Below are 22,053 nucleotides of genomic sequence, written 5' to 3'. Positions count from 1 at the left end.
GGCGCGGCACCGGCCCTGGACCGTGCGAGGTTGCCAGCTCGGTGCGGGACTTCGACGGCGCACGGGGCGTGCCTGCTCGCACCCGATGAGCGACCCCGCACGGTGCGACGGCGCGGACGACAGCCACGACCCGCGCGCCGCACCCGCAACCCCGGCCGACGCGATCAGCGGCGGACGAGCACCGTCCCCGCGATGCGGTCGTGCGCACCCCGGCTGTCGCGGTCGATGATGAGCGCCGGGACCACCAGGCAAAGCAGCACCGTCCGGAGGATCGGCCGCCACACCCCCACGTAGCCTCCACGCATCGGGACGACCCGGAGTCCGACGCAGATGTGCCCGAACGACCCGGACAGCAGGCAGATGAACACGATCTGCAGCACGGCGAAGATGGCGATCTGCACCCAGGAGTGCGCGATGTCGCCCGAACCGTTCACCGGCGACCAGACCCCGGTGACGTAGGCGACCAGGTCAGCAAGTGCGCCGTCGATGAGGAGCGCGACGACCCGCCGCCCGATCCGCCCCACACTCCGGGGACCGGACTCGGGCAGACCGAGGTCCTTGCCCGGCCATCCGTCCGGGTGCTCGGAGGGCGCGGACGGACTGGGAGTGCTGCGGGCCATGGTCCCCAGCGTAGGCGACAGCCCGGGCGTAACACGCCCGAAACAAACCAGTCATGTCCGGGAAACCCCGTGTCAATAGCCTCGTCGGAGGTGCCTTGACCGGTGCCTCCGACATCACCCAACCCATTGGAGATCGGCCCCATGTTCAGCGATTCCTCCGAGGTCCTGGCCTTCATCAAGGACACCGACGTCAAGTTCCTCGACATCCGCTTCACGGACCTGCCCGGTGTGCAGCAGCACTTCAACATCCCGGCATCCACCGTCGACGAGGACTTCTTCTCGGTCGGCCAGCTGTTCGACGGCTCCTCCATCCGCGGCTTCGCGTCGATCCACGAGTCCGACATGCAGCTGATCCCCGATGTCACCACGGCGTACGTCGACCAGTTCCGCGCCGAGCGCACGCTCATCATGATCTTCGACATCTACAACCCGCGGAACGGCGAGATCTACGGCCGCGACCCGCGCCAGGTGGCGAAGAAGGCCGAGAAGTACCTCGCGTCGACGGGCATCGCGGACACCGCGTTCTTCGCCCCCGAGGCCGAGTTCTACATCTTCGACGACGTCCGCTACTCGGTCACGCAGAACGAGTCCTTCTACGCGGTCGACTCCGAAGAGGGCGCCTGGAACACCGGTCGGGACGAAGAGGGCGGCAACCTCGCCAACAAGACCCCGTACAAGGGCGGCTACTTCCCCGTGTCGCCGGTCGACAAGACCGCCGACCTGCGCGACGACATCACCCTCAAGCTGATCGACGCCGGCTTCGAGCTCGAGCGCTCGCACCACGAGGTGGGCACCGGCGGCCAGCAGGAGATCAACTACAAGTTCGACACGATGGTCCACGCCGCGGACGACATCCTGAAGTTCAAGTACATCGTCAAGAACACGGCCGACCAGTGGGGCAAGGTCGCCACGTTCATGCCGAAGCCGCTCTTCGGCGACAACGGCTCGGGCATGCACACCCACCAGTCGCTCTGGTCGGACGGCAAGCCGCTCTTCTACGACGAGAACGGCTACGGCGGCCTGTCGGACCTCGCCCGCTGGTACATCGGCGGCATCCTGAAGCACGCCTCGGCGCTGCTCGCCTTCACCAACCCGTCGATCAACTCGTACCACCGTCTGGTCAAGGGCTTCGAGGCTCCGGTCAACCTGGTCTACTCGGCCGGCAACCGCTCGGCGGCGATCCGCATCCCGATCACGGGCACCAACCCGAAGGCCAAGCGCATCGAGTTCCGCGCGCCCGACGCCTCCGGCAACCCGTACCTCGCCTTCGCCGCGCAGCTGATGGCGGGCCTCGACGGTATCCAGAACCGCATCGAGCCGCACGAGCCGGTCGACAAGGACCTCTACGAGCTCCCGCCCGAGGAGGCCAAGGGCATCCCCCAGGTCCCCGGCTCCCTCGACGAGGCGCTCGACGCGCTCGAGGCGGACCACGAGTTCCTCACGAAGGGCAACGTCTTCACCGAGGACCTCATCCAGACCTGGATCGACTACAAGCGTGAGAACGAGATCCTCCCGCTGGCCCAGCGCCCGCACCCGTTCGAGTACGAGCTGTACTTCGGGGTCTGAGTCCCGCTGACACCACACGAAGGGCCCCGCACCGTCAGGTGCGGGGCCCTTCGCCGTGCCGGCCACGTTTCGGGCTGGGCGACACCTCACGGGCTGCGCCGCGCGTGAGGTGTCGCCCAGCGCGAGAGGACGCTGCCACCGTGCGCGCGGGGTGCTGACGCGACCGCCTGGAGGCCCGGTGCCGGTCCGGCGGGCGGGTGTCGGGCCTCCAGGCGGTCGCGGCGCACGTTCCTTCCCATAGCAGCCGGACTGGAAAGCGGAATCGGGCGTACCTGGTCAGAACTCCCGACCAGGGACGCCCGATTCGACCCGGTACGCCCGATTCGACCAGGGACGCCCGGACAGACCAAGCCCCGGGCGCACGGGAACGGGGCCCGCGCCGCCCGGCACGGACCCCGTCTCGCGAACGGTGACTAGCGGCTCGTGGCCAACGCGTCGTTCGTCCCCGCTGCGACGCTCACGGGTGCACCCGTGACCGGCGTGGGACGTCCCAGGGAACGGACGGTCCACCCCGCTTTCACCCAGTCGAGGACCGGGAGGCAGTTGCGCGCGTCGATCACGACGCGGCGCCCGACGAGGTCACCGAGGGCGACCGGGTCGGCGGTGATGATGTCGTCCCACTCGGTGAGCACGAGGACGACGTCGGCGCCCTCGATCGCGTCCGTCATCGAGGCGGCGTAGCTCAGCGTCGGGAACGAGCGCTTCGCGGGCTCCATTGCCTCGGGGTCCCAGAGCGTCACCTGCGCGCCGCGGAGGTGCAGCGCTGCGGCGACGTTGAGCGCCGGGGAGTCCCGGACGTCGTCGGTCAGGGGCTTGAACGCGGCACCGATGACAGCCACGCGACGGTTGAGCACCGATCCCCCGGCCGAGTCGATCGCCATGTCGATGACCCGCTGGCGCTGCCCCATGTTGATCTCGTCGACCTGCTGCATGAGGCCGACGACCTGGCCGGCACCGATCTCGTTCGCGCGGTACATGAGCGCCCGGATGTCCTTCGGCAGGCAGCCGCCGCCGAAGCCGAGGCCGGCGTTCAGGAACTTGCGGCCGATGCGGGCGTCGTGGCCGAGGGCGTCGGCGAGCGTGGAGACGTCGGCGCCGGTGATGGCGCACATCTCGGAGATCGCGTTGATGAACGAGATCTTCGTGGCGAGGAACGCGTTGGCGCTCACCTTGACGAGCTCCGCGGTGGCGAGGTCGGTGGTGATGACCGGGGTGCCCTCGCTGATGGGCGCGGCGTAGACCTCGCGGATCACGGCGTCGGCGGCCTCGGAGGCTCCACCCCAGACCAGACGGTCCGGGTGCAGGGTGTCCTCGACGGCCTTGCCCTCACGCAGGAACTCGGGGTTCCAGATGAGCTCGGCGTCGATCCCGGCGGGCGTGAACTCGCGGACGATGCCACGGAGTCGCGCTGCGGTGCCGACCGGGACCGTCGACTTGCCGACGATGAGGCCCGGGTGGGTGAGGTTCTCGGCGACGCCACGGGTGGCGCTCTCGACGTAGGCCAGGTTCGCGGCGTGCGACCCGGCCTTCTGCGGGGTGCCGACGCACACGAAGTGGACGTCCGCAGCGGCGACGGCCGAGGCGATGTCGGAGGTGAAGCGGAGCTTGCCGCTGGCGACGTGCTTCGTGATGAGCTCGGGCAGCCCGGGCTCGAAGAACGGGACCTCACCGGCGGACAGTGCGGCGAGCTTCGACGGGTCGATGTCGACACCGATGGTCTCGAAGCCCATCTCGGCCATGGCGGCCGCGTGGGTGGCGCCGAGGTAGCCGGTGCCGATGACGCTGATGACGGGTGCGGGGCGGGTGTCGGCCGATGCGGTCGACTTCTTGGACTCGCTCATTGCGTGACCTCCTGCAGGTCGTAGTCGATGTCGTTGCGCTTGATGCCCTCGGCGAAGGCCTTGAGGGAATCGGCGCGGGAGTTGAGACGCCAGTCGTTCGTGGTGCGCTTGCCGTCGATGATGGTGGTCGCGGTCTCGCTGAAGTACGCGAAGCCGACGATGTCCTTGTTGGCGGGGTCCGCCAGCGCATCGAAGAGCGAGTTGATCCACTGCGTCTTCTGCGGGTTCGCGACACTCGTGCCGGTCTCGGTCGCCCCGATCTCGTTGAGCATGATGCCCTTGCCCGGCGCGATCTGGCGGAGCTGCGTGAGCGTCGCTCCGAAGGTCGTGCCGAACGTCGGCTGCTCGGTGGCGTCGCGGTAGTAGCCGCTCATGCCGACCCAGTCCACGTAGTCCGCACCCGGGTAGTACTGCCGCATGTAGTCGAGCGTCTGGTACTTCGGGTTGCCGAGCTTGTCGATGCGGCTCGGGGACCAGTCCCAGATGACGTACTTGTTCGCACCGTTCGCCTGGAAGACGTCGTGCACGTGCTGCCACATCTTCACGTAGGAGCCGGCCGGGTTCTTCTGGTCGTCACCCTCGGACCAGTTGTACCAGGAGCCGTTCATCTCGTGGTCGAGACGGATGACCATCGGCTGTCCGTTGGCCGCCAGCGCCTTGGCGTACTTCGTCAGGTAGGCGTCGAACGACCCACCGGAGATGTCCTCGTTGGTGTACCCGGGGACGTACTTCTGGTCGTTGCCGGTCTGCGCCGGCACGGTCTCCCACGTCATGAGCGGGACACGGCCGTTGGCCCAGGAGCGCTGCACCGCGGGGGCGTTGAACTCCTGGTCGAAGCCCTGGAAGAAGCCGGTCATGTTCGACGCGGTGCCGACCTGACGGGAGACCTCGTCGTACTCGGCCCAGTTGAACGGGGACTGCGCGGTGTACAGGCCGTACCAGCGCGACTGCTGGCCGAGGATCTCGGCCTTGGTCGGTGTGACGACCGGGGTGGCACCCGGGTCGGTCGAGGGACCGGGGTTCGGCTTCGAGCCGCCACCGTTGCCGGAGCCAGAGCCGGACCCGGACCCGGAGCCGTTGCCGGAACCGGAGCCGCTGCCGGACCCGTTGTCGGACGAGCCCGAGCCGGACCCGGCGGCCGAACCGGCACCGGACCCGCCGGAACCCGAGCCACCGCTGCCGGAACCCGCGGCGTTGACGTTGGACGAGCCTCCCGAGTCCTTCGCGGCACCGAGCTGGGACTGCAGCGACGCGATCTGCGCCTTGAGTTCCGAGATCTGGTCGCCACGCGACCCGGCCTGGGCCGTGCGGGAGTCGAGCTTGCCCTCGAGCGACCAGATGCGCTCCTGGGCGGCGTCGAGCTGCGTCTGCAGCTCGGCGGCGGACACCGTCTTGGCCTTCGGCGCCTCGACGCCCAGCGCCTGGTGCACGGCGGTCGAGACGGGGCCGGAGGGCGAGATCCACACCGACCAGGTGATGAGGCCGAGCGCCAGCACGATGGCCGTCGTGCCGATGGCCGTCCGGCGGGCGTGCTTGCTGGACTGCGCCCACCAAGCACTCGAGGAACGGATGAAGTCAGACAATGAGGAACGCCTCCAGGGCGAAGATCGCGATGCCGATCACGTACGGGATCGCTGCGTACGGGTTGTACCGGCGGGCTCGGGCGGGGGCCGGCGCGGCTGCTCGCTGGGCCTCCTGCTGCGCGACCGCTGCTGCGGCCTCGCGGCGGGTGGCGAGGACGGTGGTGGTGGAGTTGGTCGCCGCGTCGGCGCCGAAGAGCTCGTCGAACGCACGGTCCACGGCCACCTGGTCGACGGTCTCGAGCGGAGCGGGCGAACCAGCGCCCGAACCCGCCTGCCCGGACCCGGCCGACCGGGCACGCTCGGCGTCGATCGGACTGACCGGGATCTGCGCCGTGGAGGACAGCGGCTGGACGGCGTCCGCAGGGTCCTCCTGCATCGGACCACCGGCGTAGGCACCGGCCCGGGTCCCCCAGCCGGACGCGTGCGCCAGGCGGAAGAAGCCGATGAGCCGGATCGGCATCAGGAAGAACGTCGACACGATGATGAACATCGGCAGGCGGAAGAAGTCGCTCGGCTTCTCGGACAGGTGCCGCATCTGGCGGATCGCCATGCTCAGCACGCTCGAGATCACCATGAGCGCCGCGACGTAGACGAACCCGGTCGAGAAGCCGTACTGCGACAGGATGCCCTGGTACAGGTTCTCGCCCTGGCCGGTGAAGGCACGGTAGATCCAGCCCGCGATCACGCCGAAGAGCATGAACGGCAGGATGATGTCGGTGATGAAGAACGCCGCCAGGACCGGGGCGTGGCCGAGCATCCACGGCAGCATCCGCAGCGTGTTGTACTGCGAGCCGCGGGCCCAGCGGAGCTGCTGCTTGAACAGCTTCTTCACCTGCAGCGGGGCGTCCGTGTAGACCAGCGACGTGTACTGGTAGACGGTCCGGTACCCCTCCTTGAGCGTGAGGTTCGTCAGCGTCCGGTCGTCCGAGACCTCGAGGAACACGCCCATGAACTTCTCGTGCATGAACCGGTCCATCACCCGCATGAGGATGCTCCGGCGGAACGCGATGGTGCGCCCGGGCAGGCAGCCGATCTGCCCGAGGACACTCTGTGCCGGCATCGAGTAGAGCGCCCGCGAGTTCTCGAGCCAGTCGGCCCAGCGGGTGATCCAGCTGCGCTCCGGTTCGAGGATGCGCTGCCGGGTCGTCACACCACCGACGGACTCGTCGGCGAACGGCTTGAGGAGTTCCTCGAGCGCGCCGGGGGTCCAGACGGTGTCGGAGTCGACCAGCACGGTGATGTCGCCGTTGGACATCTCGGTGCCGACCTTGACGGCGTTGCGCTTGCCCGGGATGGGCGTGTGGGTCCAGCGGACGAGCGGGGCGAACTCGTCGCAGACCTCCTCGAGCGCCTCGTTGCGGGCACCGTTGATGACGACGATGATCTCGCCGGGCTGCTGCTCGACCATGCGGCCGATGACGTCACGGAAGAGGTCGAGCGGTTCGTCCACGACGGGGACGACGACGCTGGTGGTACCGACGAAGGTGCCGGTGAAGGGGCGGTAGCGGGCGGAGATGACGACCTTGAGCAACCAGAGCAACCAGATCACCGCGGAGTACACGGCGAACAGGTAGAACTCGGGGTGGCCTTCGACCATCTGCCTGATCTGCAGAATGAAGGTGAACACTGATCCCTGCTTCAACGTTCGAGGTGGAGATTCCGCTTCATCGGGGAATCAGGGCCGGTTCGGGTGATGCAATTGATGCAGAACCTGAACGCGCGCGCAACGCGGCCCCCGTCCGGGGGCGTTACGGGCGCGTTACGGGGTACACACCGGTCCCCCTCTCGGCCGGTCGGAGTGGTCCCCCGTGGTGCTGACAGCACTCCTGCGGACCACGCCTCGACGCAGGGTCGCCCCGATGGGCGACAGGTGCGGCCTGGAGGCACGGGTCGGGTCCGACGGAAAGCCCAGGTCAGCAGGTGGTCACGCGGCGTGTCGGGGGACGTCGGAAAAGGTCCCCTGGCGGTCCGGTGGGAGTTCGGTCACGGCCCGGTAACGAGCGGGGCTCTGTTTCGAACAGGGGTACGAAGAGGGTGCCGTCGGGGGACGTCGTGCGACACGGAGAATTAACCTTCGATGGCTGCTCAGGTCGGGTCCGTCCGCAGACGCTCGGGCGTGTCGCGGGGGTGCTCGGCGCTGCGTCGGCGCGGGTCAGGCGCTCCCTCGCGGGCGGGTCAGGCGCCGTGTCGCGGGCGGGTCAGGCGCCGTAGAACTCGCGCTCGAACACCTGCCGTGCGCGCCGCGTGACGCCGAGGTAGTCGTCCTCGAGGCGGCTCGCGGAGCCCGGCGGGTACTCCATCAGGCGGGCGACGCCCTCGAGCTGCACGCGGTCGACGGGCAGCACGTCGGTGGTCTTCCCCGACCACAGCACGAGGGCGCTCCGGGTGCGCGATGCGAAGCGCCAGGCGGCCCCGAGCCGCTCGCCGTCCTCGGCACCGACGAGTCCGGCGTCGACCGCGGCGTCGAGCGCCTCGAGCGTCGACGTGGTCCGGAGCGACGGGATCTCGAGCGCGTGCTGCAGCTGCAGGAGCTGCACGAACCACTCGACGTCGCTGAGCGACCCGCGACCGAGCTTGAGGTGCCGGGCCGGGTCGGCGCCGCGGGGCAGCCGCTCCGACTCGACGCGGGCCTTGATGCGGCGGACCTCGCGCACCTGGTGGTCGTCGATCCGCTCGGGGTACCGCGTGCGGTCGGCGAGGTGCTCGAAGTCACGCAGGAGCTGTGCGTCACCGACGGCACCGCGGGCACGGAGGAGCGCCTGCGCCTCCCACGTGAGCGACCAGCGGGCGTAGTAGGCGCCGTAGGACTCGAGCGTCCGCACGACGGGACCGTTCTTGCCCTCGGGGCGCAGGTCGATGTCGAGGTCGAGCGGGTGGATGGTGTCCTCGGTCAGGCGGTTGAGCTCGCGCACGATGGTCTGGGCGGTCCGGGACGCGACCTCGGGCGCCAGGTCGGGGGCCCGGTACACGTACAGCACGTCGGCGTCCGACCCGAAGCCGAGCTCCCGCCCGCCGTACCGGCCCATCGCGATGATGCCGAACTCGAAGCCCTCGGGGGCGTCACGGCGGGCGAGCGCGAGGGCGCCGGCGAGGGTGGCCTCGGTGACATCACTCAGGGCCGGGCCCAGGCCGTCGACGTCGAGGGAGCCGAGCACGGCGGCCATGCCAAGCCGCAGGGTCTCCCGACGTCGGGCCGAGCGCAGCAGAGCCGCGGAGCCGTCGACGTCGTTGCCGTGCCGGGCGGTGGTCGCGGTCATCTCGGCGAGCAGGGACTCGATCGGCCGCGGACGCAGGAGCGCCTCGGGTTCGTCGAGCCAGGCGACCGCCTCGGGGAACCGCTCGAGCAGCCCGGACAGGAACGCCGACTCGGACAGCACGGTGGTGAGCGAGTGTGCGGCGCCGGACGAGTCGCGCAGCATGCGGAGGAACCAGCTCGACTCCCCCAGCCCGTCGCTCAACCGCCGGAAGGCCAGCAGCGCACGGTCCGGCGCAGGCCCCTCGGCCATCCAGCGCAGGAGCACCGGGAGCAGGTTCCGCTGGATCGCCGCGCGCCGGCTCGTGCCCTGCGTGAGGGCGCGGATGTGGCCGACGGCTCCGGCGGGGTCGACGAACCCGACACCGGCGAGCCGGTCGACGACCTGGTCGTTGGTCAGGACGATCTCGTCCTCGGTCGAGGCCACGGCGGACAGCAGCGGCCGGTAGAACAGACGCTCGTGGAGCCCGCGGACCTCGAGCTTCACGGCGCGCCAGCGGGCCTCGAGCGCCGGCGCCGACGCCGCGACGCCGCTCGACCGGGCGAGCACCCGCAGCTCCTCTTCGTCGGAGGGCATGAGGTGCGTCCGCTGCAGGCGCCGGAGCTGGATGCGGTGCTCGAGCACCCGGAGCAGCGCGTAGTCCGGGCCGAACCGAGCGGCCTCGGCACGGCCGACGTACCCGGCGTCGGTCAGGGCGTCCATCGCCTCGAGCGTCGATCGCACCCGCACGGACGGGTCGTCACGGCCGTGCACGAGCTGCAGGAGCTGCACGGTGAACTCGACGTCCCGCAGGCCACCGGGGCCGAGCTTGAGCTGCCGGTCGACGTCGGCGTCGGGGATGTGCTCGGTCACCCGCTCGCGCATGCGCTGCACGGATTCCACGAATCCCGGCCGGGTGGAGGAGTTCCACACGAACGACGCGACGGCCTCGGCGTACCGGGCACCCAGGTCGGCGGATCCGGCGATCGGGCGGGCCTTGAGCAGCGCCTGGAACTCCCACCCCTTCGCCCAGCGCTCGTAGTACGCCACGTGCGAGTCGAGGGTGCGGACGAGTGCGCCGTCCTTGCCCTCGGGCCGGAGGTTCGCGTCGACCTCCCACAGGGCGGGTTCGGCGGCGAGGTCGGTGATCGCGTGCATGGCGGCGATCGCGATGCGGGTGGAGACGAGGACGGCCCGGTCGGTGGAGACGTCGTCGGTGGGCTCCGTGACGAAGATGACGTCGACGTCGCTGACGTAGTTGAGCTCGCGCGCACCGGCCTTGCCCATCGCGATCACCGCGAGCGGAGTCGCCGCGACGTCGGCCGCCGGGAACGGCACCTCGCGCCGGGCGATGTCGACGGCGGCGTCGAGGGTGGCGCCCGCCAGGTCGGCGAGTCCCGCCGCGACGGCCGGGAAGGCATCGGTCGGCACGGCGTGCAGCACGTCGAACAGGGCGATCTGGGCCAGGTGCCGGCGGTAGCGCACCCGCAGGCGCATCCGGGCGTCCTCACCCGTGGCACCGTCGACGGCCTCGGTCAGCGACGCCGTGTACCGCTCCTGCGACCACGGTTCGCCGACCGGTTCGAGCAGCAGAGCCAGCTCGGCGGGACGCCGGTGCAGGAACTCCCCGAGACCGCTCGAGGCGCCGAGCAGGCGGATCAGGCGCTCGGTCGCCGCGTCGTCCGTCAGGACGGGGCGGAGCTCGTCCGGCGCGCGCTCGAGCAGCCGCTCGAGCATCCGCAGGGCACCGTCCGGATCAGCGGTGCCGCCCCAGAGCGCGGCAGACCCGGCGACCGGCAGCGGCACGTCGGGGCCGAACCGGGCCTCCAGGTCGGCAGCCCGCTCGAGGCTCTCCGACAGCTCGGCGAACCCCAGACGGGCCAGCTCCGAACGTGACGTCGTCGTCCGACCGGTCATGTGGAACGTGCTCCCGAGGGGTCAGGGCGCTCGGTTCTAGAGCGCGCCGAGGTTGGTGTCGAGCTCGAACGGGGTGACCTGGTCGCGGTAGCGCTTCCACTCCTGCCGCTTGTTGAGCAGCACGAAGTTGAACACCTGCTCGCCGAGGGTCTCGGCCACCAGCTCGGAGTCCTCCATGAGGCTCAGCGCGTGGTCGAGGCTCGCGGGCAGCTGGCTGTAGCCCAGGGCCCGACGCTCCGAGTCGCTGAGGCTCCAGACGTTGTCCTCGGCCTCGGCGGGGAGCTCGTACTCTTCCTCGATGCCCTTGAGGCCGGCGGCGAGCAGCAGCGAGTACGCCAGGTACGGGTTCGCCGCCGAGTCGATGCCGCGGTACTCGATGCGCGAGGACTGGCCCTTGTTCGGCTTGTAGAGCGGCACGCGCACCAGGGCCGAGCGGTTGTTGTGGCCCCAGGTGACGAAGGACGGGGCCTCGTCGCCGCCCCAGAGCCGCTTGTACGAGTTGACGAACTGGTTCGTCACCGCGGTGATCTCCGGCGCGTGCTTGAGCACGCCGGCGATGAAGTGCTTGGCCGTCTGCGACAGCTGGTACTGGCCACCGGCCTCGTAGAAGGCGTTCTGGTCGCCCTCGAACAGCGAGACGTGGGTGTGCATGCCGGAACCGGGCTGGCCGGAGATCGGCTTCGGCATGAACGTCGCGTAGACGCCCTGCTCGATCGCGACTTCCTTCACCACGGTGCGGAAGGTCATGATGTTGTCCGCCATCGTCAGTGCGTCGGCGTAGCGGAGGTCGATCTCGTTCTGCCCGGGGCCGGCCTCGTGGTGCGAGAACTCGACCGAGATGCCGAGGTCCTCGAGCATCCGGACCGACCGGCGGCGGAAGTCGTGCGCGCTGCCGCCGGGGACGTTGTCGAAGTAGCCGGCCTGGTCGACGGGCTGCGGGCCGCCGTCCTTCCACTCGCGGCTCTTCAGCAGGTAGAACTCGATCTCAGGGTGCGTGTAGAACGTGAACCCGCGATCGCTCGCCCGGGCCAGGGTGCGCTTCAGCACGTTGCGGGGGTCGGCCACGGCGGGCTGCCCGTCCGGCGTCGTGATGTCGCAGAACATCCGCGCGGTGGGGTCGATCTCGCCGCGCCACGGCAGGATCTGGAAGGTCGAGGGGTCCGGGTGTGCCAGGACGTCGGCCTCGTACGAACGGGTGAGGCCCTCGATCGCGGAGCCGTCGAACCCGATGCCCTCGGCGAACGCGCCCTCGACCTCGGCCGGGGCGATCGCCACCGACTTCAGCGTCCCGATGACGTCCGTGAACCAGAGTCGGATGAACTTGATGCCGCGCTCCTCGATGGTGCGGAGCACGAAGTCCGTCTGCTTGTCCATGCACGACCTTTCCGTGTATCGGGTGGCCGCTGGCGGGCCTCGTCCCAGGCTAGTGGTCCGGCGGTGTGCGCGGGGCCGTGCGACGCGCCGTCACCGGGGCGCCGGCGGAGCGCCGGCCGCGGTGCTCAGCGGTCCTCGGCGTCCCACTTCTCGTTGTTCGCGGCGATGCGGTCGAGCGCGTGCTGCGCCTCCTCGCGCGTCGCGAACGGGCCGATCCGGTCGCGCTGCGGGGACTGCGGGCCCTGCTCGACCTGGCCGGTCTTGTCGTTGAACCACCACTGGGACTCGATGCGTTCTTCGCTCATGCCGCCCACCGTACCCACGCAACCGTCTGGAGGCCCGGTGCCGGTCCGCCGGACCGGCACCGGGCCTCCAGGCAGTCACGTCCACCACGTCGCGCCGCACCCCGGGGCGTTGCGCTCGGCGCGTCGGGCCGCACCCCGGGGCGTTGCGCTCGGCGCGTCGGGCTGCGCCCTGGGGCGGTTGCGTTCGGCGCGTCGCGCCGCGGCTAGAGTGGTCCGCATGCCCCGGGACGAACACGGACACCTGACCGCCGGCCGCATCTCCCCGCACCGCGCCGTCCCGAAGGACATCGAGCGTCCGGAGTACGTCGGGAAGGTCGAGCCCCACGAGCACGGTCTCGGTGACACCTACACGCCGGACGAGGTCGAGCGCATCCGGGTCGCCGGACGCATCGCGTCGCAGGCGATCGACGCCGTCGGCGAAGCCATCCGCCCCGGTGTGACCACCGACGAGCTGGACCGCATCGGACACGAGTTCGTCGTCGCCCACGGCGCCTACCCCTCCACGCTCGGGTACCGCGGCTACCCGAAGTCGCTCTGCTCGAGCCTCAACGAGGTCATCTGCCACGGCATCCCCGACGACACCGTCCTGCAGGAGGGCGACCTCGTCAACATCGACATCACCGCCTACAAGGACGGCATGCACGGCGACACGAACCGCACGTTCGTCGTCGGGCAGGCCGCGCCCGAGGTGTCGGACCTGGTGACCCGGACCGAAGAGGCGCTGCGTCGCGGCATCAAGGCCGTCGCCCCGGGTCGGCAGGTCAACGTGATCGGCCGTGCCATCGAGGCGTACGCCAAGCGCTTCGGCTACGGAGTCGTCCGCGACTACACCGGACACGGCGTCGGTCGGGCGTTCCACTCCGGCCTGATCATCCCCCACTACGACGCACCGCAGTACGACACGGTGATCGAACCCGGCATGGTGTTCACCATCGAACCCATGCTCACGCTCGGCGGCATCGAGGCCGACATCTGGTCCGACGACTGGACGGTCTCGACCCGTGACAAGTCGTGGACCGCGCAGTTCGAGCACACCCTCGTCGTCACCGAACGCGGCGCGGAGCTCCTCACCGTCTCCTGACCGGACACCTCCGGCAGGCAACCGAAAGGCACGACAACCTCATGACCTCCCTCGCAGTCGGCGTCGACATCGGTGGTACGGGCATCAAGGGCGCGATCGTCGACGTCGCGTCCGGCGCCCTCACCACGGACCGCATCAAGAAGGCCACGCCCGAGGGCGGGAAGCCCCAGGACATCACGGCGGTGGTCAAGGAGATCATCGGTGAGCTCGCCCCCGGTGACGACGTCCCCGTGGGCGTCTGCTTCCCGGCGATCGTGCGGGACGGCAAGACGATGTCCGCCGCGAACGTGTCGAAGAAGTGGATCGGCTTCGAGGCCGAGGCGCTGTTCGAGAAGGAACTCGGCCGCTCCATCCACTTCGTCAACGACGCCGACGCCGCCGGGTTCGCCGAGCAGCAGTTCGGTGCGGCCAAGGGCAAGGACGGCCTGGTCATCGTGACGACGCTCGGCACCGGCATCGGCACCGCGCTCATCAACGACGGCGTGCTCATCGTCAACTCGGAGCTCGGGCACCTGGAGATCGAGGGGCACGACGCCGAGTCGCGCGCCTCGTTCGCCGCCAAGGAGCGCGACGACCTGTCGTGGAAGCACTGGGCGAAGCGTCTGCAGAAGTACTACTCGACGCTCGAGGCACTGCTCTCCCCCGAGCTGTTCGTCGTCGGCGGCGGGGTCTCGAAGCAGTACGAGGAGTTCCTCCCGCTGCTCGACCTGCAGGCCGACATCATCCCCGCGACGCTCCGCAACAACGCCGGCATCATCGGTGCCGCGACCCTGGCGGCGCGCAGCGTCTAGTCCGGGTCGGGCGTACCTGGTCGGGCGTACTTGGTCGCGCGCGTACCTGGTCGAATCGGGCGTACCCGGTCGGAACTTCCGACCCGGTACGCCCGTTCTCATCAGGTATCCGTGTGCGTGGGGCTCCCCTCGCATCGGGCACCGCGGAGCCGGGTAGACTCGCTCCAGCGAATGGGTCGGTGAGACGGTCGCGTCGCTCCCCCGGGAGCGCCGAGGAACGTCCGGGCTCCACAGAGCAGGGCGGTGGGTAACACCCACCCGGAGCAATCCGCGAGACAGTGCCACAGAAAGCAGACCGCCGGCGGCAACGTCGGTAAGGGTGAAACGGTGGTGTAAGAGACCACCAGGGGTCCGGGTGACCGGATCCGCTCGGTAAACCTCGCCCGGAGCAAGGTCAGACAGAGGACGTTGAGGCTGCTCGCCGAGTCCTCGGGTAGACCGCTGGAGGCCGACGGCAACGTCGGTCCGAGAGAGATGGCCGTCACCGCCGTGCAAGCGGCGGGACAGAACCCGGCGTACGGCCGGCCCATTCGCCCCTTCTCCGTGCCGCGCGGGCCAGCGTCGGTCGGCGCGCGCGGTCACGACTCCCCGCTCAGGTCCGCCGAGTGGTCACCAACTGTCGTCCGGCACGGCCGCAGCCGACAGTTCGTGACCGCTCGGCGGCAGGCGCGCGACGCGTTGCGACCAGCCCACGACGGACGGGAGGCGCGGTGCGGCGCCGCCACAGGCCTCCCGTCGGCCGGCACGCACGGTCACGACTCCCCGCTCAGGTTCGCCGAGTGGTCACAAAGTGTCGGCCGGCACGGCCGCAGCCGACGGACCGTGACCGCTCGGCGGCACGCACCCGAAGCGTTGCGACCAGCCCACGAACGGACAGGAGGCGCGGTGCCAGCTGGCACCGCGCCTCCGCCACGGACGTCGCTCGCGTCTACAGCCCGGACTCGGCCGTCCGCACCAGGATCGCGTCGCTGTCGGGGCACAGCACCACGTCGTCGGGCGCAGCCCGGCGGATGGTCTGCAGGTCGGAGTTGTTGAGCGCCACGCCCGAGGCCGTCGACACGCCACCCTGCAGCAGCGAGGCGCCGAAGCCGTAGCGCGCACGCTGCCGGTCGTACAGGGCGAGCAGCTCGGCCGGCACCTTGGCGGCGACGTCGGCGCGGGCCTGCTCGGCGGACTCGCGGTCGGCCGTGAGCCGGGCGATCTCGGCGTCGCGCTCGGCGACCAGGCCGCCGCGGGCGGCCTCGACGTCGGCGAGCTTGGCCTCGATGTCACCGACCCGGGCGCGGAGGCCGTCGAGGTTCTCCATGATCTCGAGCTCGGCGGTCTCGAGGCCGCCGATGCGCCGCTGCAGCGAGTCGAGCTCGCTCTGCAGTCCAGCGGCGTCCTTCGCGTTCGCGACGTTCTGCAGCATCGTGGTGTCGCGTTCGACACGGGCCTGTGCCACGGCGGTGTCGGACTCCAGGCGGGCGAGGTCGCGCTCGGCGTCCTCGACCTCGCCGGTGGCGGCGACGAGTTCGCTTCGGAGCGCCGCGGCCTGCTTGCTCAGCTCGGTCAGCTGGTCGCCCTTCTGCAACGACGTGATGCGGTGCGCGATGCGCGTGACGTCGTTGTCGAGACGCTGGACGTCGAGGAGGATGACCTGGTCCTCGGGTGCTGCCTTCATGGTCAGGCTCCTTCTGTGGGGGTGGTGGGTTCGGCGGCCGGCAGGACGGCGAAGTCCCACGGGTCGGTGCGGAGGTCGCTCACGGTGACGCGGACCCCGGCCCGGGTGCGCAGCTGCTCTGCGGCGACGTCGAGCCAGAGCCACTCGGTGGCCCAGTGCGAGGTGTCGATGAGCGCCGGTCCGCCGCCGAGGAGCGCCTGTTCGCGGAACTCCGAGGCCGGGTGGTGCCGCAGGTCGCTCGTGATGTAGACGTCGGCGTCGAGCACGGCGGGGTGGCCGAGCAGCGAGTCGCCAGCACCCGCGCAGAGCGCCACGGTGCGGACGGGCTGGTCGAAGTCACCGGAGACACGGACGCCGGTGGCCGTGGGCGGCAGCAGGTCGACGAGCTTCCGGGCGAGGGCGCCGAGGGTCGTCCCCTCGGGCAGCACACCGACGCGACCGATGCCCGTGTCGGGGTCGGCTCCGGCGTCAAGCGGGCGCTGCTCGGTGAGCCCGAGGCGGTCGGCGAGCACGGCCGAGGTGCCGGTCGTCACGACGTCGGCGTTGGTGTGCGCCGCGAGCAGGGCGCTGCCGCCACGCACCAGCGTCGCGAGGACGCTGCCCTTGTAGGTCGACTCGGCGATCGTCGTCACCCCGCGGAGCAGCAACGGGTGGTGCGTGAGCAGGAGCCCGGCACCGATTTCGACGGCTTCACGGGCGGTGGCCGGCACCGCATCGACGGCGAGGTGCACGTGCTCGACGGTGGCGTCCGGGTCGCCTGCGACGAGGCCGACGGAGTCCCACGACTCGGCACCGGCGGCGGGCCACAGGTCCTCGATCACGGCCTGGAGTTCGCGGAGCGTCGGCATCCCGTCAGTCTACCGAGGCGACCGCCTCGCACGGGGCAGCCGGTCCGTGTGGGGTGATCCGGGCCTCCAGGCAGTGCAGCCGGAGGCCTTGTGACCGGAAGCGGTGCAGCCGACCGCGCCGCGGCCGCGGGTCGTCAGCGACGACCGAGCAGGCCGAGCAGGCGGTCGACGAGTCGCGACCACCAGCCGGCCGGGGCCGGTGCTGCCGCGGTGTCGGTGTCGGTGTCGGCTTCCGTCGCGTCCGCGACGGGGGCCGGGACGACGGGTGCAGCGACGGCGTCCGGCAGGACGACCGGCGTGCTCGCGGTGACGCCCTGGTGCGCGGTGAGCGCGGCGGCGAAGGCCGCGCGGTCGATGACCGTCGGCCCGGTGGCGGGCAGGACGAGCGGGGTGGGTCGCGTGGCCGCGGACACCGGGGACACGGCCGGGAGGCCCAGCACCGGTCGGACGGGTTCGTCGCGTTCCGGGGTGACGAGTGCCACCACCGGCGCGGCTTCCGCGGTGGGTGCGGCCTGCGCTGCTGCGGGGACGCTCGGTGCTGCACGGGTCGGCACGGGTGCCGGCCGGGTGACGAGCGCCACCGGCGCGGTCGCTGCGCGGCGGGCTGCGGCACGGTCGCGGCGGTCCGCCTCGGCGGCGGCGTCGGTGAGCAGGTCGGCGAAGACGGTGTGGGCGAAGGCGCGGGCGGCCGTCACCTCGGGGTCGTCGGAGTCGGCGACGGTGGCCTCCCACGCGGCGAGGCGAGCCAGGTCCTCGTCACGGCGGCGGACCTCGTCCTCGAGCAGGACGATGCGCTCGATGCTGCTGCGGCCCGTGGACGACGACACCTCCACCGCGAGGTCCTCGATGCGCAGGGCCAGACGCTCCGGCGGCTCCGGGAACGACGGGGCGCAGACGGCGGCGTGGCGGGCGCGGTCGCGGCGGAACGCGGGGGCGGCGACGGGTGCCGACGGGGTCGTCTCGTCGGCCGGTGCCGGGGTGGCGACGTGCGCCGGGAGGGTCAGCTGGTCGGCGGTCGTCGCATCGGCGGTCGCTGCGGCGGCGGTGCTGCTGCTCGCGGCGTGACCGGGGCGCTGCACGGGGCCGGTGACGGGCGGGACGACGAGGTCCGGCACGTACGGGGCACGGGTCGCCGGTGCGTCGCGGAGCCACTCCTCGAGCTCGCGGCCGAACGGGTCCACGAGCGGGGTGCGTGCGCCGGACTGGGTCTCCATGTCCGAAGGATAAATATCGCGCGGGCCGAAACGCGGGACATCCGCGGTGTGTCGCTGCACCGCCTGCCATATCGCGGTGGAGTTGAGCGGCGTGTCGCGCCCGTCGTCACCGAGGTGGGCGCAGGCCGTCCTCGAACGCCCGCAGCAGTTCCCGGCCCGCGGGCCAGTCCCCCACGCCGCTCGCGACGTTCACGTGCCCGAGAGCGCCGACACGGACGACGTCCGCACCCATCGCATCGGCGAACACGAGTGCCCGGTCCGCGCTGCAGTACGGGTCGTCGTCGCTCACGACGAGGCGCGTCGGGACCCGCTGGGCCGGGGGCACCGGGCGTGGCGCCACGAAGCCCGATGCCTCGTCCGGGAAGGTGTCGCCGAGCGGGTCGGGTGGGGCGACGAGGAAGGCACCGGCGACGAGCGCGGGAGCGTCCGCCGTGGTGGCGAGCCAGTCGGCGACGGCCAGGACGCCGAGGCTGTGGGCGATGAGGACCGAGGGCTCCGGGCACGAAGCCACGGCCGTGGAGATCGCGGCGCGCCAGTCGTCCGGGTCCGGGTCGCTCCACGAGGTGGGGGCGATGCGGACGGCGGCGCGCTGCTGGTGCTGGTCGTGCTGGCCGCGCTGGTCGTGCTCGTCCTGCTGCTCCCGCTCCCAGACGGACTGCCAGTGGTCCGGGTCCGAGTTCCAGATGCCGGGGACGATCACCCACGGTCGCGGTCTGCTCACCCGGGCAGCGTAGCGAAGAAGCGAGGCACCGTTCCGGAGTGTGACGCGCGGTGCGCTGCCCGGCTCAGAGCTGCGGGACCGCGCCCCGGGGCTGCTGCAGCGTGTCGCGCGGGTACTGCCCGAAGCGCGACGCGTACGCCGCCGAGAACCGACCGAGGTGCGCGAAGCCCCAGCGCAAGGCAACGCTCGCCACCGTCAGGTCGCCCGCCGACGCGCGGCGGAGTTCCTCGTGCACGCGGTCCAGCCGGATCCCCCGCAGCAACGCGTTCGGCGCTGTTCCGACCTGCCGCTGGAACGCCTGCTGCAGCCCCCGCACGCTCAGGCCGACGTGCTCGGCGACGTCCGTCGTCGTGACGGGCGTGTGGGCGAAGGCGTGCATGAACTCCACGGCCTCGCGCACACGACCAGTGGCACCCTGTGGCAGCGCGACGTCGGAGGCGATGGTCTCGTGCGGGAACGTGTCGAGGAACGCCAGCGCAGTCTCCCGCACGGTCTCGGCGAGGGCCAGTGCGGTGAGCGGTGCCGGGCCGAGCACGATCGCCGCGGCGCGCTGCACCCGGGCGTTCCAGGCGCGGAGGTCCTCGGGCCGGGGCGCTGCGGTGTGGTCGAACACGAGGGGGCCGGGCCGGGTGCCGTGCACCTCGGCGGCGACGCCCTCCAGGTACGTGCGGTCGAACTGCACGAGGCTCTGGCGGACGTCCTGCAGGTCGAACACGAAGGGACGCCGCGTCGGGAACACCTGCGGGGCCCCCGGTGCGAAGTCGACCTCCTGGCGACCGACGTCGACACGGCCACCGCCGTCCGACGTCCACATCACGACGTACTCGTCGGGGACCTCGACCTCGCCCTGCATCCGCCCGTCGAACCGGGTGGAGCGGAAGGTCATCGATCCGTCGCCCACGACCTGGAACCGGTACGCGAACGGACGATCGGTCCGGGACGCCGAGAACCCCGTGCTCTCGTAGGCCTCTTCGTACAGTTGCACGGCCGCGTCGAGTCCGGCGCCGGACGTCTCGAACCGGATCCGGGGATCAGGCTCGACAGTCATCGCGCGAATCGTGACACGGTATCCGGGAAACGCGACAATCGCCGACCCGTCATTGCGGTTTACGGCCCACGGAGTGCGCTGGGCGGACGACCGTTGCGACTCGGCCGATCGATGACGGCCGTGCTCCCGCTCAGTGCCGGGAGCGAAGCACCGTCCAGCGGTTCCGGTCGGCCACGCGTTCGTACCGCAGGTCGTCGACGACCATGCGGACGAGCGCGAGCCCGCGACCGCCCTCGGCGAAGTCGTCGGGCAGCACGGCGGCGTCGGGATCCACCGTCGCCGCGACCCCGTCGTCGGACAGCAGCGCCTGGAAGCGCTCGTCGCCGATCTCGAGCCGGAGCTCGCACGAGACACCGTCCGGGCGGGCGCCGTGCTCGATGACGTTCGAGGTGAGTTCGACCAGGGCGAGCTCGAGGGCCATCCGGTCCTCGGCGGCGACGGACGGCTCGTGCTGCCAGACGCCTGCGAGGAAGTCGTGCACGGCGGACACGTCGTCCGGGGGGCACGCCAGTGCGAGCATGTGCTCGGCGACGGGGGCGGTCATCACCAGTCGGTCACCGCGGCGTCCCCGTCGGGGTACGTCCGCAGGATCTTGTCGATGTTGGAGAGCTTGAGCACCATCTGGACCTGTTCCGACGGCGCCGCGATGCGGAGGTCGCCGCCGGCCTGGCGTGCGGTCTTCAAGCTGCCGACCAGGGCGCCGAGGCCGGAGGAGTCCATGAACTCGACCCCGGAGAGCTCGACCACGAGCCGCGAACGTCCGTTGCCGACGATCTGCGCGACGGTCTCGCGGAAGGTGGGCGCGGAGACCATGTTGAGCCGGCCGCTGCACTCCAGGACGGCGGTGTCGGTCTCCGCCTCGTGTACGACGATGTCCATCTCGGTGGGTCTCCTCAGATCGGTGCGCCTTGCAACCAGCAACCTACCGGCTCGGACCGTCAGTTGTGGGACCGGTTTCGCCGCGTCGCCGTCACCTGGACCACGACGGCCGCGGCCATCAGCGCTGCCATCACCCCGCCCATCGCCAGTGCGGTGCCGCCGAGGGCGCCGGCGAGCGGGGTGCCGAGACCGCCGATGCCGAAGGTCAGGCCGCCCTGCAGGGCAGCCGCCGTGCCCGGGTGCGCCGCGCCGACGTGCTGCGTGCGGGTCATCGCCGCCGGCAGGACGAAGCCCCACGCGGCCGTCACGACCGCGAGGGCGCACCACACCGGCACCGGCCCGAGCCCGAGGAGCGCCGACACCAGCACAGCCGTGGCCCCGACCGTCCCGACGACCAGGCCCAGGGTCAGCAGGGCGTCCTCGCTGAACCGTCCGACGAGCCGGCCGAACAGCAGCGTCGTGACGATCATCATCGACGCGTTCGTGGCGAAGACGAGCGTGTACAGCCCCTCGGAGAACCCGAACTCCGACTGGAACACGAACGAGCTCGTCGCGATGTAGGCGAAGAACCCCACCGTCGACAGCACCCCGCTCAGCACGTAGGCCCGGAACCGCGGGATCGCCAGGAGCTCGCGGATCCGCTGCCCGTTGGCCGCGAACCCGACCCCGCCACGGCGCTCCGGCGGCAGGGTCTCGCGGAACCGCAGGACCACCGCCACGAAGAACACGGCACCGAGCACGGCCAGCACGACGAACATGAGCCGCCACGTGCCGACCGTGAGCACCGCTCCCCCGGCCAGCGGGGCCACCACCGGCCCGATCGCGTTGATGGCCGCGAGCGTGCCGAACACCTTCGCCATCCGGGTGCCGCTCGTCACGTCGGACACCATCGCCCGACCGGCCACGGCGCCCGCGGCACCGGCGAGTCCCTGGGCGACGCGGGCCACCACCAGCGTCACGACGTCGGGGGCGAGCGCGCAGCCGACCGACGCGAGGGCGAACAGGGCGGTCCCGGCGACGAGCATCGGCCGACGACCGATCCCGTCGCTCACCGGTCCGACGAGGAGCTGGCCGACCGCGAAGGCCACGAGGAACGCCGTGAGCGACAGCTGCACCGCGCCGGGCGTGGTGCCGAGGTCGCGTGCGATGGCCGGGAGTGCGGGGATGTACATGTCCGTCGCGAACGGCGAGACCCCGACGATGAGCGCCAGCGGCACGATCGGGGGCAGCACGGTCGTCGTCGGTCCCAGGCTGCGCTCCGTCGTCACCTCGGACACGCTACGCGTCCCCGAATCGATTCGACGGGCACTTCGTGAGCAGGAACGGTCGGTTCGCGGTGCCGGAGGCGACCGTTCCTGCTCACGAAGTG

General features: G+C 71.0%; 18 protein-coding genes and 1 other RNA gene. 4 read left to right on the top strand and 15 right to left on the bottom strand.

The window, feature by feature from the left end; translation table 11 throughout:
* Positions 1–164: 164 nt before the first annotated feature.
* Positions 165–620, bottom strand: a complete 456-nt coding sequence (locus DEJ11_RS08330) for an RDD family protein (protein ID WP_071244549.1) — start codon at positions 618–620, stop codon at positions 165–167.
* 141 nt (positions 621–761) lie between these two features.
* On the opposite strand from DEJ11_RS08330, the gene glnA (DEJ11_RS08325) reads away from it, so the two are divergent.
* Positions 762–2,186 carry a type I glutamate--ammonia ligase gene (gene glnA, locus DEJ11_RS08325; RefSeq protein WP_027465453.1) on the top strand — a complete coding sequence of 475 codons (1,425 nt, stop codon included), beginning with the start codon at positions 762–764 and terminating at the stop codon, positions 2,184–2,186.
* A 413-nt stretch (positions 2,187–2,599) separates the two neighbouring features.
* On the opposite strand, the gene DEJ11_RS08320 is transcribed toward glnA (DEJ11_RS08325), so the two are convergent.
* The 6 genes from DEJ11_RS08320 to DEJ11_RS08295 form a co-directional block, all read right to left on the bottom strand.
* Entirely contained in the window at positions 2,600–4,027 is a 1,428-nt protein-coding gene (locus DEJ11_RS08320; RefSeq protein WP_071403961.1) for a UDP-glucose dehydrogenase family protein, read from the bottom strand.
* On the bottom strand, positions 4,024–5,610 hold the full coding sequence (locus DEJ11_RS08315; protein ID WP_111104348.1) for a glycoside hydrolase family 26 protein: 1,587 nt from the start codon (positions 5,608–5,610) through the stop codon (positions 4,024–4,026). Before DEJ11_RS08315 ends, DEJ11_RS08320 begins: the two co-directional genes overlap by 4 nt.
* Positions 5,603–7,237, bottom strand: coding sequence for a glycosyltransferase family 2 protein (locus DEJ11_RS08310; RefSeq protein WP_111046873.1), 1,635 nt, complete (start codon positions 7,235–7,237; stop codon positions 5,603–5,605). The genes DEJ11_RS08315 and DEJ11_RS08310 overlap by 8 nt, the downstream gene beginning before the upstream one ends.
* Before the next feature lie 571 nt (positions 7,238–7,808).
* A complete protein-coding gene (locus DEJ11_RS08305; RefSeq protein ID WP_111104349.1) occupies positions 7,809–10,760 on the bottom strand; it encodes a bifunctional [glutamine synthetase] adenylyltransferase/[glutamine synthetase]-adenylyl-L-tyrosine phosphorylase in 2,952 nt (983 codons plus the stop codon).
* Positions 10,761–10,796: 36 nt separating this feature from the next.
* The gene (gene glnA, locus DEJ11_RS08300; RefSeq protein ID WP_027465449.1) at positions 10,797–12,134 is read right to left on the bottom strand and encodes a type I glutamate--ammonia ligase; all 1,338 of its coding nucleotides are present in this window, start codon (positions 12,132–12,134) and stop codon (positions 10,797–10,799) included.
* A 125-nt stretch (positions 12,135–12,259) separates the two neighbouring features.
* Positions 12,260–12,439, bottom strand: coding sequence for an SPOR domain-containing protein (locus tag DEJ11_RS08295; RefSeq protein WP_111023013.1), 180 nt, complete (start codon positions 12,437–12,439; stop codon positions 12,260–12,262).
* Positions 12,440–12,656: 217 nt separating this feature from the next.
* Between DEJ11_RS08295 and map the strand changes: the two genes are divergently transcribed.
* The 3 genes from map (at position 12,657) to rnpB (ending at position 14,844) form a co-directional block, all read left to right on the top strand.
* Positions 12,657–13,520 (top strand): type I methionyl aminopeptidase, encoded by an 864-nt coding sequence (gene map / locus DEJ11_RS08290; protein WP_071403965.1) that lies wholly within the window; start codon positions 12,657–12,659, stop codon positions 13,518–13,520.
* Positions 13,521–13,561: 41 nt separating this feature from the next.
* On the top strand, positions 13,562–14,311 hold the full coding sequence (gene ppgK / locus DEJ11_RS08285) for a polyphosphate--glucose phosphotransferase (protein ID WP_027465446.1): 750 nt from the start codon (positions 13,562–13,564) through the stop codon (positions 14,309–14,311).
* A 172-nt stretch (positions 14,312–14,483) separates the two neighbouring features.
* Positions 14,484–14,844, top strand: an RNA gene (rnpB, locus tag DEJ11_RS08280) — RNase P RNA component class A.
* A 395-nt stretch (positions 14,845–15,239) separates the two neighbouring features.
* Here rnpB and DEJ11_RS08275 read toward each other — a convergent pair.
* The 8 genes from DEJ11_RS08275 to DEJ11_RS08240 form a co-directional block, all read right to left on the bottom strand.
* Positions 15,240–15,974 (bottom strand): zinc ribbon domain-containing protein, encoded by a 735-nt coding sequence (locus tag DEJ11_RS08275; RefSeq protein WP_027465445.1) that lies wholly within the window; start codon positions 15,972–15,974, stop codon positions 15,240–15,242.
* A gap of 2 nt (positions 15,975–15,976) precedes the next feature.
* Positions 15,977–16,822 carry a Nif3-like dinuclear metal center hexameric protein gene (locus DEJ11_RS08270; RefSeq protein WP_111104350.1) on the bottom strand — a complete coding sequence of 282 codons (846 nt, stop codon included), beginning with the start codon at positions 16,820–16,822 and terminating at the stop codon, positions 15,977–15,979.
* 134 nt (positions 16,823–16,956) lie between these two features.
* The gene (locus DEJ11_RS08265) at positions 16,957–18,036 is read right to left on the bottom strand and encodes a hypothetical protein (protein WP_111104351.1); all 1,080 of its coding nucleotides are present in this window, start codon (positions 18,034–18,036) and stop codon (positions 16,957–16,959) included.
* 106 nt (positions 18,037–18,142) lie between these two features.
* On the bottom strand, positions 18,143–18,757 hold the full coding sequence (locus DEJ11_RS08260) for an RBBP9/YdeN family alpha/beta hydrolase (protein WP_111104352.1): 615 nt from the start codon (positions 18,755–18,757) through the stop codon (positions 18,143–18,145).
* Positions 18,758–18,821: 64 nt separating this feature from the next.
* Positions 18,822–19,805, bottom strand: a complete 984-nt coding sequence (locus DEJ11_RS08255; RefSeq protein ID WP_111104353.1) for a helix-turn-helix transcriptional regulator — start codon at positions 19,803–19,805, stop codon at positions 18,822–18,824.
* Positions 19,806–19,935: 130 nt separating this feature from the next.
* Positions 19,936–20,349, bottom strand: a complete 414-nt coding sequence (locus DEJ11_RS08250) for an ATP-binding protein (RefSeq protein ID WP_035808261.1) — start codon at positions 20,347–20,349, stop codon at positions 19,936–19,938.
* A complete protein-coding gene (locus DEJ11_RS08245; protein ID WP_017886068.1) occupies positions 20,349–20,684 on the bottom strand; it encodes an STAS domain-containing protein in 336 nt (111 codons plus the stop codon). Before DEJ11_RS08245 ends, DEJ11_RS08250 begins: the two co-directional genes overlap by 1 nt.
* Before the next feature lie 59 nt (positions 20,685–20,743).
* Positions 20,744–21,952 carry a multidrug effflux MFS transporter gene (locus tag DEJ11_RS08240; protein WP_258375497.1) on the bottom strand — a complete coding sequence of 403 codons (1,209 nt, stop codon included), beginning with the start codon at positions 21,950–21,952 and terminating at the stop codon, positions 20,744–20,746.
* Positions 21,953–22,053 lie beyond the last annotated feature (101 nt).

The sequence above is a fragment of the Curtobacterium sp. MCLR17_058 genome (genome assembly GCF_003234705.2).
GTDB classification, from domain to species: Bacteria; Actinomycetota; Actinomycetes; order Actinomycetales; family Microbacteriaceae; genus Curtobacterium; species Curtobacterium flaccumfaciens.
The sequence above is the reverse complement of the archived record's forward strand: the minus strand, read 5'-3'. Positions and strand labels throughout refer to the sequence as shown.

What these genes read in the sequence shown, in the direction of transcription:
- DEJ11_RS08330 (WP_071244549.1), bottom strand. Translation starts at nt 620, where the DNA reads ATGGCCCGCAGCACTCCCAGTCCGTCCGCGCCCTCCGAGCACCCGGAC.
- glnA (WP_027465453.1), top strand. Translation starts at nt 762, where the DNA reads ATGTTCAGCGATTCCTCCGAGGTCCTGGCCTTCATCAAGGACACCGAC.
- DEJ11_RS08320 (WP_071403961.1), bottom strand. Translation starts at nt 4,027, where the DNA reads ATGAGCGAGTCCAAGAAGTCGACCGCATCGGCCGACACCCGCCCCGCA.
- DEJ11_RS08305 (WP_111104349.1), bottom strand. Translation starts at nt 10,760, where the DNA reads ATGACCGGTCGGACGACGACGTCACGTTCGGAGCTGGCCCGTCTGGGG.
- glnA (WP_027465449.1), bottom strand. Translation starts at nt 12,134, where the DNA reads ATGGACAAGCAGACGGACTTCGTGCTCCGCACCATCGAGGAGCGCGGC.
- DEJ11_RS08295 (WP_111023013.1), bottom strand. Translation starts at nt 12,439, where the DNA reads ATGAGCGAAGAACGCATCGAGTCCCAGTGGTGGTTCAACGACAAGACC.
- map (WP_071403965.1), top strand. Translation starts at nt 12,657, where the DNA reads ATGCCCCGGGACGAACACGGACACCTGACCGCCGGCCGCATCTCCCCG.
- ppgK (WP_027465446.1), top strand. Translation starts at nt 13,562, where the DNA reads ATGACCTCCCTCGCAGTCGGCGTCGACATCGGTGGTACGGGCATCAAG.
- DEJ11_RS08275 (WP_027465445.1), bottom strand. Translation starts at nt 15,974, where the DNA reads ATGAAGGCAGCACCCGAGGACCAGGTCATCCTCCTCGACGTCCAGCGT.
- DEJ11_RS08270 (WP_111104350.1), bottom strand. Translation starts at nt 16,822, where the DNA reads ATGCCGACGCTCCGCGAACTCCAGGCCGTGATCGAGGACCTGTGGCCC.
- DEJ11_RS08265 (WP_111104351.1), bottom strand. Translation starts at nt 18,036, where the DNA reads ATGGAGACCCAGTCCGGCGCACGCACCCCGCTCGTGGACCCGTTCGGC.
- DEJ11_RS08255 (WP_111104353.1), bottom strand. Translation starts at nt 19,805, where the DNA reads ATGACTGTCGAGCCTGATCCCCGGATCCGGTTCGAGACGTCCGGCGCC.
- DEJ11_RS08250 (WP_035808261.1), bottom strand. Translation starts at nt 20,349, where the DNA reads ATGACCGCCCCCGTCGCCGAGCACATGCTCGCACTGGCGTGCCCCCCG.
- DEJ11_RS08245 (WP_017886068.1), bottom strand. Translation starts at nt 20,684, where the DNA reads ATGGACATCGTCGTACACGAGGCGGAGACCGACACCGCCGTCCTGGAG.